This window comes from Ensifer sp. WSM1721, from assembly GCF_000513895.2.
Taxonomy (GTDB): Bacteria; Pseudomonadota; Alphaproteobacteria; order Rhizobiales; family Rhizobiaceae; genus Sinorhizobium.
The window spans coordinates 3294170-3308991 of the sequence record NZ_CP165782.1 but is presented as its reverse complement, the minus strand read 5'-3'; the positions used below and the strand labels follow the sequence as shown (position 1 = coordinate 3308991).

The window sequence follows — 14822 nt, the reverse complement described above, 5'->3', positions numbered from 1 at the left end:
AGATTTTCGTCAATGGGTATTATAATTGGCGTCGCACCGAGGACGACCCAAGAGCCAACATGCTTGCGAGCGCCGCCGAGCCGCGGACACCTCTCGATCAACCTAAACGCCGGACCACGCAATGGCGAAGCAGAACACCGTCTTCAAGGATGCCTTCAACCGCTGTCTGACGACGCTCGCGGAAACGTCGGCGCTGCCTTCGGAACCCGAGCTCGGCCAGGCCCTCGGCGTCAGTCGCACGACCGTTCGCGCCATCCTCACGCGCTGCGAAGAGCTCGGGTTGATCGCCTGGGACAAGCGGCGGAAGACCGTGCTGAGGGCCCCCGACCCTGCGGACTATTTTCCGACCGAGGAGACCGATTCGCTCGCCGAGCGGATCGAGCGCAGCTTCATGCGCCGGATTCTGGCGGGCGGCGCCGAGCCCGGAATGCAGATCAACGAGCTGGAGCTTGCCCGTGAGATCGGCACCGGCACGACGAGCGTGCGGGAGTTCCTGATCCGCTTCAGCCGCTTCGGCCTGATCGAGAAACGGCCGAACAGCCATTGGGTGCTCAAGGGATTCACCCGCGAGTTCGCGCTCGAACTGACGGAGGTGCGCGAGATGTTCGAGCTTCGCTCGGCCGCCCGCTTCGTCAGCCTTCCCGAGGACGATCCGGCCTGGGAGGAACTGAGGAAAATCGAAGCGGTGCACCGGGAAGTGCTTGCCGATATCGACAGACGCTACAAGGAATTCTCGGAGCTCGACGAGCGCTTCCACCTTTTGGTGCACAAATCCTCGAGCAACCGTTTCATCATCGACTTCTACGACGTCATCGCCATCGTCTTCCACTATCATTACCAATGGAACAAGGCGAATGCACGCGAGCGCAACGCGCGGGCGCTCGAAGAGCATCTCGCCTATATAGCGGCGCTCCAGTCGCGTGATCCGAAGCAAGTGGAACAGGCCTGCAGGCTGCATTTGAAATCGGCGCGCGAGACCCTGTTGCAGTCCCTTCCCTGAAGGGCCGGAAAGTCCGATCAATAGCCGGATTCCGACCGCGTCGGCTCGGCCTCACCCAAAAATTCCCGGCGCAGCCGCTCTGTCGCGTTGACGAGCAAGGTCACGTCGGTGCCGATCGCCATGAAATCGGCACCGAGATCGCGGTAGTCTCGGGCCTGCGCGGGATCGAGCGTCATGATGCCGCGCGCCTTGCCGGCGCGGCGGATACGGGTAAAGGCGTCGACAATGGCAGCCCGCACCTCGATATGGCCTGGATTTCCGAGATGGCCCATATCAGCGGCAAGATCCGCCGGGCCGATGAACAGGCCGTCGACACCGTCGAGCGCTGCGATCTCATCGATCGCGTTCAGTCCTGCCTTGCTTTCGATCTGCAGGAGAAGGCAGATCTCGTCATTGGCATTCCGGAGATAATCGGTGATGCGCCCGAAATTCGTCGCCCGCCCCAGCGCTGCGCCGACGCCGCGGATCCCTTGCGGCGGGTAGCGCACGGCGCGGACGAGCTGCCGCGCCTGATCGACGCTGTCGACCATCGGGATGAGCAGCGTCTGCACGCCCGTGTCGAGCACCTGCTTGATCAGTGCCGTGTCGCCGACGGGCAGCCGAACGATCGGATGACTCCCCCGACCGGCGATCGCACCGTATTGCGCCGCAAGCAGCGGCAGGTCGTTCGGCGCATGCTCGCCGTCGATCAGCAGCCAGTCGTAACCGCTGCCGGCAACGACTTCGGCAGCATAGGGGCTGGCAAGCGCCACCCAGAGGCCGAGCTGGAAGCGGTTTTCGCGGATCGCCGCTTTAAAGGGGTTTTTCGGGGCCGGCATGGATCGTCCTCCTCTCGCACAACTACAGCGCCGTGCGTCTTTTCAGACGCACAAAGGACGCTGTAGCACTTTGAATGGCTGCATGTTTTGTCCTTAGATCGGGTACGATTTAAGGAAACATGCAGTAATGCTTGGAGCGGCCCGCCCCTAACCCTCTCCCCGCATGCGGGGGAGGGGACTGGAAGCGTGCCGCTTGTCCCTTCTCCCCGCGAGCGGGGAGAAGGTGCCGGCAGGCGGATGAGGGGCAATGACGCCCGCAGTCTCGCTCAGAAAAGTCCTGATGCTCAATTATTCAGAATCGATGACGAAGACTATCGTCTTCGCAGCAAAAGAAAACCGCCCAGAAATCCCGGGCGGTTTGTTTGCAATTGGCCTTGCCTCAGGCGATGCCACCGAGGCAGACATATTTGATTTCCATGAATTCCTCGATGCCGTATTTCGAGCCCTCGCGGCCGAGGCCGGAAAGCTTGACACCACCGAAGGGCGCTTCCGCCGTGGAGATCAGGCCGGTGTTGACGCCGACCATGCCGTATTCCAGCGCTTCGGCGACACGGAAGACGCGTGCCAGATCCTTCGCATAGAAGTAAGAGGCAAGGCCGAACTCGGTGTCGTTTGCCTGGTGGATGACGTCCGCTTCGTCCTTGAAGCGGAAGAGCGGCGCCACCGGGCCGAAGGTCTCCTCACGCGCCACCGCCATCGCTTGGGTGACGTCCGCCAACACCGTCGCCTCGTAGAAGGTGCCGCCGAGCGCATGACGCTTGCCGCCGTGCACGACGCGAGCGCCCTTGGCGAGCGCATCGGCCACATGCTCTTCGACTTTTTCGAGAGCCGGCTTATCGATCAGCGGCCCGAGGATGACGCCCTCCTCCATGCCGTTGCCGGTCTTGAGCTTGGCGACGGCGCCCGCGAGCTTCTCGGAGAAGGCCTCGTAGACGCCGTCCTGCACATAGATGCGGTTGGCGCAGACGCAGGTCTGGCCATTATTGCGGAACTTTGCGATCAGCGCTCCCTCGACCGCCGCGTCGAGATCGGCGTCGTCGAAGACGATGAAGGGGGCGTTGCCGCCGAGTTCGAGGCCAAGCTTCTTGATCGTCGCAGCACTCTGCCGGTAGAGCTCGGCACCGACCTCGGTGGAGCCGGTGAAGGTCAGCTTGCGCACGGTCGGGTTCGAGGTCATCTCGGCGCCGATCTCGCGGGCCGAGCCGGTGATCACCGAAAAGAGGCCCTTCGGCATGCCGGCGCGCTCGGCGAGCACGGCGATGGCGATCGCCGAAAACGGCGTCTGCGCGGCGGGCTTCAACACCATGGCGCAGCCGGCGGCAAAGGCAGGGCCGGCCTTGCGAGTGATCATCGCGTTGGGGAAGTTCCACGGAGTGATCGCGGCGACGACACCGATCGGCTGCTTCATCACCAGGATGCGCTTGTCCTTTTGGTGTCCAGGCACAAGGTCGCCATAGACGCGGCGCGCCTCTTCCGCGAACCATTCGATGAAGCTTGCGCCGTAGACGATCTCGCCGGTTGCTTCTGTCAATGGCTTGCCCTGCTCTAACGTCAGGATCTGGCCGAGATCATCCTTGTTCTCGATCATCAGCTCGAACCAGCGCCGTAACACGGCCGAGCGCTCCTTGGCGGTCCTGGCGGCCCACTCCTTCTGCACCCGCGCCGCGGTTTCGATCGCAGCCCTGGTTTCGACCGCGCCGAGCTTCGGCACGCGACCGATCACCTCGCCCGTCGCCGGATTGTTCACCTCTATCGCGTTCTTCGGGTCAGCTTCGATCCAGGTCTCGCCGACGAGAGCGGCCTCACGAAACAGTGACGGGTCTTTCAGGTTCATGGCGCGTCCTTCCTCGGAAAAATCTACAGAACTTATACAACTTTTTTCCGGATCGACAATCGTCTCGACTGGCGTTTCCGGATTTTGCGGCCGGAGGCGGCCAAAGGCACCGAAGCGGGAATCAAGCTGAAAACGTCTCGCTACGCTTCTCGTTCCGCGTCAGGCCCCCTCAGGCAACCAGGAACCGAGGAACATCACTTTTGAGAGAGTACGTTTCAAAGATCCTTCGTCTTCTGTAGCGTCTCGCCGAATCCGGCAGACCGGCAGACCTATGCCTGTCGAAGGCTTCCCAAGGGATTCAGATATAGGACAAGGACTTTCGTTCGTGACAGAAATCAACCACAGAAGAGCTGACCACCCGATCCATTCGATCTTCCTGGAGCGCTGGTCGCCGCGCGCCTTCACCGGTGAGGACATCAGCGAAAAGGAGTTGCTCGCTCTCTTCGAGGCGGCGCGCTGGGCGCCATCGGCGAGCAACATTCAGCCCTGGCGCTTCGTCTATGCGCGCCACAGTACCGAACACTTCGCCTCATTGCTGGACACCCTTGACGAAGGCAACCAGCGCTGGGCGAAAAACGCCTCGGCGCTCGTCATCATTCTCTCGAAGACCCACAGGGTTACATCGGCGGGCGAGGTCAGGCCCGCCTATACCCATGCCTTCGACACGGGTGCCGCCTGGTTCGCGCTGGCGCTGCAGACGCAGCTTGCCGGGTGGCACGCTCATGCCATGGCGGGCGTCGACCGCGACAAGGCGATGCGCGTTCTGGGCGTGCCGGAGCACTTCCGGGTGGAAGCCGCCGTCGCGATCGGCAAGATCGCCGATCCGTCCACGCTGCCCGACGATCTGCGCGAACGCGAAAAACCGAGTCAGCGCAAGCCGATCAACGAATTCGTCTTCGAGGGCCGTTTCAAGGGCGAGTGAGTCCGAACGTCACGGCTGGGTGCGAGTGCAAAAACCGTACCCACTTTCCTTATTTCGCTCAAAAAAACGGAGGGCGAAGGCCACCCCGCACCGTCAAATCGGACCATTTGCGCGTCAGATGTCGAGGTTGGCGACGCTCAGCGCGTTTTCCTGGATGAAGTCGCGCCGTGGCTCCACCTCGTCGCCCATGAGGCGCGAGAACAAGCCGTCCGCGTCGGTCGCATCCGCGACCTTGACCTGCAGCAGCGAGCGGACGTTCGGATCGAGCGTCGTTTCCCACAATTGCTCGGCATTCATTTCGCCGAGGCCCTTGTAACGCTGCATGGTGAGCCCCTTGCGGCCCGCGGCGAAAATCGCATCGAGCAGCGCGCGCGGCCCGCTGATCTCCTGCGTTCCATCGCGGCGGCGCAGCACCGGCGGAGCGCCGTAGATCTCCTTCAGCCGCGCCTTCAACTGATCGATGTGGCGAGCGTCGGAGGAGCCGATCAGTGCCATGTCGAGCACGGATACTTCCTTGACGCCGCGCACCATACGCTCGAGCTTCAGGCCGCCTTCCGCCGTAACCGACCCTACCCAGCCGCGCTCGGTCTCTTCGGAGACGACATCCAGCCGGCGGGCCACTTCGGCCGCGATCTCCTGATACTCGTCGCGCTCACTGTTGAGCTCGACATTGAGCGCTCCGGCGATCGCCGCCTGCTCGACGATCGAGCGACTGTAACGGGAGTGAAGCCCATCCATCAGCGAGCGCAGGCGGAGCGCGTCGTTGATGACTTCGCGCAGATCCTGTCCGGCCCGCACCTCGCCCGAGGCGAGTTGGAGCGACGCCTCTTCGAGACCCATGGTGATCAGATAATCTTCGAGCGCCTTCTCGTCCTTCAGGTACTGGACGGACTTGCCGCGCGCCACCTTATAGAGCGGCGGCTGGGCTATATAGAGGTGGCCGCGCTCGATCAGTTCCGGCATCTGCCGGAAGAAGAAGGTGAGCAGCAGCGTGCGGATGTGAGCGCCGTCAACGTCGGCATCCGTCATGATGATGATCTTGTGATAACGAAGCTTGTCGGCGTTGAACTCGTCCTTGCCGATCGAGGTGCCGAGCGCGGTGATCAGGGTGCCGATCTCCTGGCTCGACAGCATCTTGTCGAAGCGCGCGCGCTCGACGTTCAGGATCTTGCCGCGCAGCGGCAGGATCGCCTGGCTTTCGCGCGAGCGTCCCTGCTTGGCCGAGCCGCCTGCGGAGTCACCCTCCACCAGGAAAAGCTCGGACTTGGCCGGATCGCGCTCGGAGCAGTCGGCGAGCTTGCCGGGCAAGGACGAGATGTCGAGCGCGCCCTTGCGGCGCGTCAGCTCGCGCGCCTTGCGCGCGGCTTCGCGTGCGGCGGCCGCCTCGACGACCTTGCCGACGAGGATCTTCGCCTCGCTCGGATGCTCCTCGAACCATATGTTCAGTGCTTCGTTGACCAGGCCTTCGACCACGGGTCGGACTTCGGAAGAAACCAGCTTGTCCTTGGTCTGCGATGAGAACTTCGGATCCGGTACCTTGACGGACAGAACGGCTGTCAGGCCCTCACGGCAATCCTCGCCCTGAAGCGTGACTTTTTCCTTTTTGGTGATTCCGGAAGACTCCGCGTAGGACGTCACCTGACGCGTCAGCGCGCCGCGGAAGCCGGCCATATGGGTGCCGCCATCACGCTGCGGAATGTTGTTGGTGAAGCAGAGCACGTTCTCATGGTAGCTGTCGTTCCACCACATCGCCACCTCGACGGTGATTCCGTCCCGCTCGCCGCGAATCGAGACCGGCTTGTGCACGAGCGGCTTCTTCGCGCGGTCGAGATAGGCGACGAAGGCCTCCAGCCCGCCTTCATACATCATTTCGTCGCGGCGGATGTCCGAATGCCGCTTATCGGTCAAGACGATGCGGACGCCGGAGTTCAGAAAGGCGAGTTCGCGCAGGCGATGTTCGAGCGTCGAATAATCGAATTCGACGTTCGAGAAGGTCTGCTCGCTCGGCAGGAAGGTGACTTCGGTCCCGGTGTCGGCGCCGGCATCGCCCGTTACTTGAAGCGGCCCGTCGGCGACGCCATGGGTGAAGCTCATCTCGTGCATCTTGCCGCCGCGGCGGATCTTGAGCTTCAAAGACGCGGAGAGCGCATTGACAACCGACACGCCGACTCCATGCAGTCCGCCGGAGACCTTGTAGGAATTCTGGTCGAATTTTCCACCGGCATGGAGCTGCGTCATGATGACTTCCGCCGCCGAGACGCCCTCTTCCCTGTGAATATCGGTCGGGATGCCGCGGCCGTTGTCGGTAACGGTAACGGAGCCGTCGGGATTGAGCGTGACGGTCACGATGTCGGCATGGCCAGCCAAGGCCTCGTCGATCGCGTTATCCACGACTTCGTAAACCATGTGGTGCAGACCGGAGCCGTCGTCGGTGTCGCCGATATACATGCCGGGGCGCTTGCGCACGGCGTCGAGGCCCTTCAGCACCTTGATGGAATCGGCACCATATTCGGCGATCACGCCGGCTTCGGTCTGAGAAATATCGGTCATTCGGCTTCAGGTCTTTCCAGGTTTTTCGGACGTCGTGATTCGCGGCGAATCACAGCGCGAGATGCCTCGCGGACTATAGGAAATTTGTCCACGGGTTCCAAATCCCGGCGGCGGGGTCGCGCCCGGGTTTCATTCCCCCTCATTATCAGGAAATGTGGCTTTTTCCAAAATATCTTCCATGGCCCGGATCGTCTCTTCCGAGAGGCCGCGAATGTGCTCGCTCAAACGGTTAGCAAAGGCAGTGTGGCCGGGCGGCAGGCCGGACGTGTCGAGCACCACCTTAGGATCGGAAATATGGGCAATGCGGAAGAGCTCGTCCGCCTCGTCCCAGATCACGTTGAAATAACCGGCGACGCGCTGGAGAAAATCGAAGCTCGGCGCGCCGCGCTTGCCATGCTCGAGCGCCGAGAGATAGGCCGGGGAAACGCCGATCGCCGCGGCCATCTCCTTCTGCGAGACGCCTTTGCGGCGGCGGAGCTCCCGCACGGCCTCGCCGAAGGGGGTCATGAGGCGCTTCCCTTCGCGCGCGCGAGCCGCACATAGAGCGCCCCCTCGCCGCCATGGTTGCGCGCGGCCGGCTCGTAGGACGAAATCAACGGCCGGAACTCCGGCAGCGAGAACCAGAGCGGAACGGCACGCTTCAAGGCCCCGTCGCTGCCGAACGACGTTCCCTTGCCGGTGATGACGAGCACATGTCTCAAGCCGCGCTCATGTGCCTTCAAGAGGAATTGCAGCAGGAAACCGTGTGCCTCGCTCTGGATCATCCCGTGCAGGTCGATCCGTGCTTCGAGAGCCAGCCGGCCCTTGGCGAGCTTACGCTTCACCGGCTTCTCGAGCGGTTGATGCCGGCGCTCTGCCTTGTCGCGGCTCAAGGCAAAGCCTTGTTCCGTCTTGCCTTCGGCCGTGGCTGAAGTCGCGGCGGGTGGCTGCGATGCCGGCGCGGCCCTGGGTTCGGCTTCGCCGAGGAACTCCTCGAGATCCTCCAGACGGCCCGGCATGGGCCTCGTCGAACGGGCGACCTTTCCCCAGAGAATGCGGTCCTCCGGCGACAGCTTCCGGTTCTTAGCCATGGCGATATCGGACCGCGGCGGCGCGGGGAACGAAGATGAAAAAATCGGCATCGTCGCGCACCGAACCGGCGAGATCGCCCGCCTCGTCGCCGGAACCCGTGAAGATATCGCCGCGCGCCGGGCCGACGATAGCCGAGCCCGTGTCGAGCGCGAGCATCAGCCGCCCGAAGGGGCGACCGCCGTCGAGATGGGTCAGGCTCTCGCTGGCAATGTAGAAAGGGACCCCGAAAGTATGGATGAGCCGGTCGACTGCAAGCGATCGCCCGGGCTCCAGCGGCACCTTGGCCGCAGCGACGGGACCGAGCGCCTCATCCTCGACGGCCGCCTCGCGGAAGAAGATAAAGGAACGGTTATGCCAAAGAACCTCGTCCACCTCGTCGGGGTTGGCCGCCAGCCACCGGCGGATGCTCGCCATCGATACGGTCGCCGCGTCGATTTCGCCCCGATCGATCAGTAGTTTGCCGATCGCCGAGAAGCGATGGCCGGTCTTCGCCGCATAGGTGATGCGCCGGCGCGCGCCGTCCAGGTAGATCAGGCGCGCGGCACCTTGCACATGGGTGAAGAAGACGTCGACCTTCGAGCGGGCATAGGCGATCTCAAGGCCGCGGCCGGCGAGAAAACCTTTCTCGATCGCGCGACGGTCGGGATATTCTTCGATCCTTCCATCGACCAGCCGGCCGAAGGCGAAATAGGGATCCATACCCTCCGGCCGGTTAGCCTCGTCAATATCGACAAGGTCGGCCGGACGCCGGTAAAAAGGAAAACGAAACTCGCCGTCCGGAACCGAACGGACTTCTATTTCCGGTTCGTAGAAGGCGGTGACGAAGCCCCTCGGTCTCTCATCGGGCCGGATCCGGAATGGCACATACTGGCTCTCAAAGAAGGCCCGAGCGGCGGCGGCGGCGGAAAAACTGCCTTCTGCCGCCTCGAATGCAGGCAGCAGGTCATCCACCGAAATGCCGAGAGAGCCGGTTCTGTACGGCTTCGCCGTCGTGACATGACCGTGACAGCGGCGCAGCGCGGCGATCACCGGCGTCGGATCGTCCGTATGCCAGCCGGGCAGCTCGGAAAAGGTGACCGGCTCGATATGAAAGGCCATGGTCGCCCGCTTCCCGGTCAGTTTTCCGATTCGGTGGCGATCAGCTTCCAGTTCGGATCACGCGAGCGGATGTCGCGCGAAAAGGTCCAGAGATCGTTCACTTCGGCGACCGAATCGGCGTCGCCGTCGATCAGCTTGCCCTCTTTGTCGTAGGTCGCGGAAATGAGCTGACTGATGATCCTGACGGTGATGTTTTCCTCGTTGTCCTTGAGTTCCGCATGGACGATGTCGGCCTTCTCGATGCCGACGAAGGTCGATTTGACCACCTCGCCCTTGGCCTCGCGGTCGGTGATAGCCGCGTCGAAACCCTCATAGACCTCGCGCGAAAGCAGCCCCTTCAGGGTCTTGCGATCGCCGTCGGCGAAGGCCATTACGATCATCTCATAGGCCATCTTCGCGCCATTTAGGAATTCTGAGGGATCGAAGTTGGCATCCGCATCGCTCAAAACTCTGAGTTGGGTGTTCAGCGGCGTGCCGGCCTTGGCGACCGTCTCGATGGCGGCGTAACGGGATTCGTCTTCCGCAGCGCTTTCGCGTCGGGGGAGTTGGACGACCTTGCCGTTGTCACTTGCCTCCGGCCCTTTGGCTATGTCCCGCGGCGAATACGGGTCGAAGGGCGGGCGCTCATTGCCTGTCCGGCGGCCAAGAACGCTGCGGAGCTGCAGGAAGATGACCACGGCGGCGATCAGGAAAAAAAAAGTGATGAAGTCGAAAGAGCCCATTTCCACCCGGAACCGCTGCTAGAATTTCTCTTACTGTCCCATATAGTCCGCAAGGATAAACCATTCAAATGGCGATGTCGCACCCATAAACCCGAGGACGACCAATTGCATTCACCTTCTTGCGAGCAAGAGCGATGCGTTTCCTGATTCCGCTGATCCTTCTCGGACTGCCGCTGGCGGAAATTGCCGGCTTCGTCGTTGTCGGCCGCGAAGTCGGTGTGCCTATGACGCTGCTCCTTGTGTTCCTGAGCGCCGTCGCCGGTGTCGTGCTCCTGCGCGTCCAGGGCATCGGCATGCTCCGACGCGTGCAGGAGGCAGCGCGGATGGGGAACGATCCCGGGATTGACGTGCTCGGCGGGGCGCTGATCTTTCTCGCCGCTATTCTCCTGATCGTGCCGGGTTTCATCAGCGACGTGATCGGTCTCTTGCTGTTTCTGCCGCCGGTGAGACGTGCCATCGCTGCTTTCCTGCGCACACGGCTGACGATCTTCACCACGGGAACCGGCTTCTATTATTCGAGCAGCAGCCGGCGCGAGGAGCACCGAGGGCCGCCCGTCATCGATCTCGACGAGGACGAGTTCTCCCGCAAGGAAAAGGACGGGGACGACTCGCCGCCCCCGAACCGCCTTTCCCACTGACGCATGGCGTCGAAGAATGCGCGGCGGTTTGCCGACGACGGCACGCATGGAAACAAAGACTTGAACCGCGTCGCGTGAATTCCTTCGATGCGAGCGGCTTGCAGGTCTACACTTTTCCTGATGCCGTTTCCAATCGGGTCTATAATGCAGCGGAGACGCATGAGCTGGGCGTGTTTTCCGCCCCGCAGTGCCTACTGCATGTCTCCTCAAGTTGACCTCGATTCAGGGACAAGACATGCAGCAATTCAAAGTGCTACAGCGACTATTGCGCGTCTGATAGAACGCGCGGCGCTGTCGGCCACCAGGGTTGTAAGCCCAGGTCCGAAATGCTAGATGGCCTCACCAATTCGAAGTCCGAGGACACTCTTATGACGACTGATACCGCATCCAACGGCAACGGCGGCGCCCAGCAGAGCCCGTCGCTCAACATCCTGGCCCAGTATGTCAAGGACCTCTCCTTCGAGAACCCCGGCGCACCGCGCTCGCTGCAGGCCCGCGACCGTGCCCCGTCGATCAACATCAATGTCAATGTCAACGCCAACCCGCTCGCCGAGAACGACTTCGACGTCGTTCTGTCGTTGAATGCAGAGGCGAAGGACGGCGACAAGGTCCTGTTCAATGTCGAGCTCGCCTATGGCGGCGTGTTCCGCGTTGCCGGTTTTCCGCAGGAGCACATGTTGCCGCTGCTCTTCATCGAGTGCCCGCGCCTGCTCTTCCCGTTCGCGCGCCAGATCGTGGCCGACGCGACCCGCAACGGCGGCTTTCCGCCGCTGATGATCGATCCGATTGATTTCGCACAGATGTTCGCCCAGCGCATGGCCGAGGAAAAGGTCCGCGCGCAGGTCGCCAACACCAACAGCACGGCCAACTGATCGGCCCGACAAACGAAAAAAAGCCCGGCTCGATGCCGGGCTTTTTTGTTTAAGCGTCACTTCTTGTGCGAACTACTGCATGTGTCCTTGAATCGTACTCGTTCAAGGACACAAACATGCAGCAACTCAAAGTGCTACAGCGTCCTTTGTGCGTCTGAAAAGACGCACGGCGCTGTAGTAAGGAAGTCAGCCGCTATACTTTGCCCATATGGCCTTGACGCCGATCTTCGAGACGAGCGCGGCATGCGCCGCGAGTTCGGTTTCCGTCAGCCGCGGCCGCAGGGGTCGCTCTCTTTGCATCACGATGATCGGTCCGTCGTCGGCTTCGATCGTCAGACCGCCGATCTCCGACGTGACGAGGCCGAGCGCAGCCTGACGCCCGCCGATCATCTCGATATAGACTTCGGCAAGCAGTTCGGAGTCGAGAAGCGCGCCGTGCTTGGCGCGATGGGAGTTGTCGATGCCGTAGCGGCGGCAGAGCGCATCGAGCGAATTCGGGCCCATCGGATGCTTGCGCCGGGCGAGCGCCAGTGTATCGGTCACACGCTCATTGACGATCGGCGGCAATCCGAGCCGCTCGAACTCCGCATTGATAAAGCCGATATCGAAAGTGGCGTTATGCGCGACCCAGCGCGCATCGCCGAAGAAATCGAGGATCTGATCGGCGACCTCGGCGAAGGACGGCTTGTCCTTGAGGAACTCGTCGGTAATGCCGTGAACGGCGAGTGCATCTGGGTGAACCTTACGGTCCACCGGGTTTATGTAGAGATGGATCGTGCGTCCCGTCGGAAACTGGTTCTCGAGCTCGACACCGCCGATCTCGATCACCCGATCCTCGCGGCTGTCGAGACCGGTCGTTTCCGTATCGAAGATGATTTCACGCATGCGGGGTTCCCTGGGCGCCGTTTCGGAACGAATCGATCCGACCAGCGCCAGTTTTAATCCCGTTTTGTTCTCAGTTGAAGCTTCGAACGCCACATTGACTGTGGAAGGCTACTTTCCGCCGCTCATCCGCGAGCGGCACGCTCTTAAGTCCCCTCTCCCCGCTGTTCGGTCCGGGGACATGGGTAACATTTGTTCGGAGACATAGGTAACAGGTGGTTGCCGTTGCGGTTGAGTGAGGGGCGGTCCCAATCTCAGCGACATCCGCTACCCCGACCTCAACTGATCAACAATGGCGCGAATCTGCTGCCGCGTGACATCGAAGCTGTCGCTCGTATCGACGACATAATCCGCGCGTGTCCGCTTTTCGCTGTCGGGTACCTGACGCGCGCGGATCATTGCGAATTTCTCCGCCGTCATTCCCGGCCGTTTCATGACCCGCTCCCTCTGCGTCTCCGGATCGCAGGTGACGACGACCACCCGGTCGACGCGCTTCTCGGCCTTGGTCTCGAACAGCAGCGGGATATCGAGAAGCACGAAGGGGGCGCCCGCCGCCTTATGACGGGCGATGAACTCCCGCTCCTTCGCACGCACGAGCGGGTGCACGATCCGCTCCAGCTCGGCGAGCCGGTCGGGGGCGGCGACAAGCCGTCGCGAAAGCTCCGCCCTGTCGATTGCCCCGTCCTTCGCCACGCCGGGAAAAGCCGCCTCGACCGACGCCACCGCCTCGCCGCGATAGAGCTCGTGCACAACCTCATCGGCATCGTTCACCGGAACGCCGAGCTCCCGGAACATTCCCGCGGCGGTCGATTTTCCCATGCCGATGGAGCCCGTGAGCCCGACGATGATCATGCGTGCTTGTCCATATCGCTGATGATGATCTGCCGAAGCGTTTCGTCGACGACAGGCCTGCGGCCGAACCATTTCTCGAATCCGGGCACGGCCTGATGCAGGAGCATGCCAAGTCCGTCGGCGATGCGAAAGCCCTGCTCCTCCGCCTGGCGCAGTAGCGGCGTCTTCAGCGGCACATAGACTATGTCGGTCACGACGGCGTCCCCTGCCATGGGCGAGAAATCGATCGCCGGCGCCGGCTCGCCGTCCATGCCGAGAGAGGTCGTGTTCACGAAGAGCCCGGCGCCAGACATGGTCTCGGCAAGTGCCGCCATCGGATGCGCATGCACCGCACCCCCGAAGCGGTCGGCGAGTTCCTGGGCCCGCTCGGGCGTGCGGTTCACGACATGGATCGCCTTGACGCCCCGGTCGCGGATCGCCTGGATCACGGCGCGGCTGGCACCGCCGGCGCCGAGCACCACCGCGGTCGAAATCCGATCCCAGCCTTTCGCGCGCTCGTCGAGATTGGCGACAAAGCCGCGCCCGTCAGTATTCGTCGCGCAGACCTCGCCGTCCTCGAGCCAGAGCGTGTTGGCCGCTCCGAGCTCGGCACTCAGCTCGTCCGGCCGATCGGAGAGCCGGAATGCCGCTTCCTTGTGAGGAATGGTGACGTTGCCGCCGCAGAAGCCTGCCGTCCCATCCTTGAGCTGCCGGATGAAAACCGGGAAGGCTTCCGGCGTGAGCTCGAGTGCCCGGTAGCTCCCCTCGATTCCGAACTGCTTCAGCCAATAGCCATGGATGAGCGGCGAGCGCGAATGCTTGACCGGATAGCCGGTGACGAAGGCATGGTTAACAAATGTTTCACGTGAATCACGCATCGATCGCACCCAGTTCACGGAGCTTCGAAAGAAGCGGCAGCATCGGCAGGCCGAGGATCGTGAAATAGTCGCCGTCGATCCTCTCGAAGAGCTGAATGCCTTCGCCCTCGAGCTGATAGGCGCCGACGCTCGCGAGCGCCTTCTCACCCACCCTTTGAAGATGTCGTTCTATAAAGGCCCGGTTCAACGGCCTGACCGTCATGTGGGCAGTCGAAACGTGCCGCCAGACGATCTCGTCATCGCGGACGAGAACCACAGCGCTGTTCAGGCTGTGCGTCTTGCTCGAAAGCGACAGGAGATGCTCGGCGGCTTCCGCCATGTCTCTGGGCTTGTGATAGACACGCGCTCCGAGCGACATCGTCTGATCGGATCCGATCACGAGCGCACTTTCGAAATGCCGCGCCACGTCCTTGGCCTTGGCTTCGGCAAGCGCGAGCGCCACGTCGACAGGCGAGGCCCCCGATTGCTCGAGCGGCCGTTCAAGCGCGCGCTCGTCCACCCGAGCCGCCTGAGCCTCGAAGGCAAGGCCGGCATTCGTCAGAAGCGCCCGGCGAAAGGGACTGGCGGAGGCCAAAACGAGCGAGCTTGTCATTTTCCGTTCCCGGGTTCCGGATCGCGACGGTTCACGGATTCGATCAACCCGCATCGTGCGACCGATACATAAGTAGGTCAGTGCAAGAGCACTTGAGCAATTCAGTGCAAGGGC

The 14822-nt window shown here is 62.3% G+C and carries 15 protein-coding genes; 4 read left to right on the top strand and 11 right to left on the bottom strand.

Annotated elements, in window-relative coordinates:
• The first annotated feature begins 121 nt into the window (after positions 1-121).
• On the top strand, positions 122-1000 hold the full coding sequence (locus M728_RS15940) for a GntR family transcriptional regulator (RefSeq protein ID WP_026619469.1): 879 nt from the start codon (positions 122-124) through the stop codon (positions 998-1000).
• A 17-nt stretch (positions 1001-1017) separates the two neighbouring features.
• Here M728_RS15940 and hpaI read toward each other — a convergent pair whose 3' ends face one another.
• Together hpaI and gabD are read right to left on the bottom strand one after the other, a co-directional pair.
• Entirely contained in the window at positions 1018-1818 is an 801-nt protein-coding gene (gene hpaI, locus M728_RS15935) for a 4-hydroxy-2-oxoheptanedioate aldolase (RefSeq protein WP_026619470.1), read from the bottom strand.
• A gap of 379 nt (positions 1819-2197) precedes the next feature.
• Positions 2198-3652, bottom strand: coding sequence for an NADP-dependent succinate-semialdehyde dehydrogenase (gene gabD / locus M728_RS15930; protein WP_026619471.1), 1455 nt, complete (start codon positions 3650-3652; stop codon positions 2198-2200).
• A gap of 325 nt (positions 3653-3977) precedes the next feature.
• On the opposite strand from gabD, the gene M728_RS15925 reads away from it, so the two are divergent.
• Positions 3978-4574 (top strand): nitroreductase family protein, encoded by a 597-nt coding sequence (locus tag M728_RS15925; protein ID WP_026619472.1) that lies wholly within the window; start codon positions 3978-3980, stop codon positions 4572-4574.
• A gap of 114 nt (positions 4575-4688) precedes the next feature.
• On the opposite strand, the gene gyrB is transcribed toward M728_RS15925, so the two are convergent.
• The 5 genes from gyrB to M728_RS15900 form a co-directional block, all read right to left on the bottom strand.
• The gene (gene gyrB, locus M728_RS15920; RefSeq protein ID WP_026619473.1) at positions 4689-7124 is read right to left on the bottom strand and encodes a DNA topoisomerase (ATP-hydrolyzing) subunit B; all 2436 of its coding nucleotides are present in this window, start codon (positions 7122-7124) and stop codon (positions 4689-4691) included.
• A gap of 129 nt (positions 7125-7253) precedes the next feature.
• Positions 7254-7631, bottom strand: a complete 378-nt coding sequence (locus M728_RS15915) for a helix-turn-helix domain-containing protein (RefSeq protein ID WP_026619474.1) — start codon at positions 7629-7631, stop codon at positions 7254-7256.
• A complete protein-coding gene (locus M728_RS15910; protein WP_026619475.1) occupies positions 7628-8194 on the bottom strand; it encodes a Smr/MutS family protein in 567 nt (188 codons plus the stop codon). Before M728_RS15910 ends, M728_RS15915 begins: the two co-directional genes overlap by 4 nt.
• Positions 8187-9293, bottom strand: coding sequence for a murein transglycosylase A (locus tag M728_RS15905; RefSeq protein ID WP_026619476.1), 1107 nt, complete (start codon positions 9291-9293; stop codon positions 8187-8189). The genes M728_RS15910 and M728_RS15905 overlap by 8 nt, the downstream gene beginning before the upstream one ends.
• Before the next feature lie 17 nt (positions 9294-9310).
• Complete coding sequence (locus M728_RS15900; protein ID WP_026619477.1) at positions 9311-10015, bottom strand: Tim44/TimA family putative adaptor protein; 705 nt, start codon at positions 10013-10015, stop codon at positions 9311-9313.
• A 134-nt stretch (positions 10016-10149) separates the two neighbouring features.
• Here M728_RS15900 and M728_RS15895 point away from each other — a divergent pair, with 134 nt between their 5' ends.
• Positions 10150-10653 carry an FxsA family protein gene (locus tag M728_RS15895; protein ID WP_026619478.1) on the top strand — a complete coding sequence of 168 codons (504 nt, stop codon included), beginning with the start codon at positions 10150-10152 and terminating at the stop codon, positions 10651-10653.
• A 368-nt stretch (positions 10654-11021) separates the two neighbouring features.
• A complete protein-coding gene (secB, locus tag M728_RS15890) occupies positions 11022-11525 on the top strand; it encodes a protein-export chaperone SecB (protein WP_026619479.1) in 504 nt (167 codons plus the stop codon).
• Positions 11526-11711: 186 nt separating this feature from the next.
• On the opposite strand, the gene dnaQ is transcribed toward secB, so the two are convergent.
• The 4 genes from dnaQ to M728_RS15870 form a co-directional block, all read right to left on the bottom strand.
• Positions 11712-12410 carry a DNA polymerase III subunit epsilon gene (gene dnaQ / locus M728_RS15885; RefSeq protein ID WP_026619480.1) on the bottom strand — a complete coding sequence of 233 codons (699 nt, stop codon included), beginning with the start codon at positions 12408-12410 and terminating at the stop codon, positions 11712-11714.
• A 264-nt stretch (positions 12411-12674) separates the two neighbouring features.
• The gene (gene coaE / locus M728_RS15880; RefSeq protein ID WP_026619481.1) at positions 12675-13259 is read right to left on the bottom strand and encodes a dephospho-CoA kinase; all 585 of its coding nucleotides are present in this window, start codon (positions 13257-13259) and stop codon (positions 12675-12677) included.
• Positions 13256-14116 (bottom strand): shikimate dehydrogenase, encoded by an 861-nt coding sequence (locus M728_RS15875; RefSeq protein ID WP_026619482.1) that lies wholly within the window; start codon positions 14114-14116, stop codon positions 13256-13258. The genes coaE and M728_RS15875 overlap by 4 nt, the downstream gene beginning before the upstream one ends.
• Entirely contained in the window at positions 14109-14708 is a 600-nt protein-coding gene (locus tag M728_RS15870) for a Maf-like protein (protein WP_026619483.1), read from the bottom strand. Before M728_RS15870 ends, M728_RS15875 begins: the two co-directional genes overlap by 8 nt.
• Positions 14709-14822 lie beyond the last annotated feature (114 nt).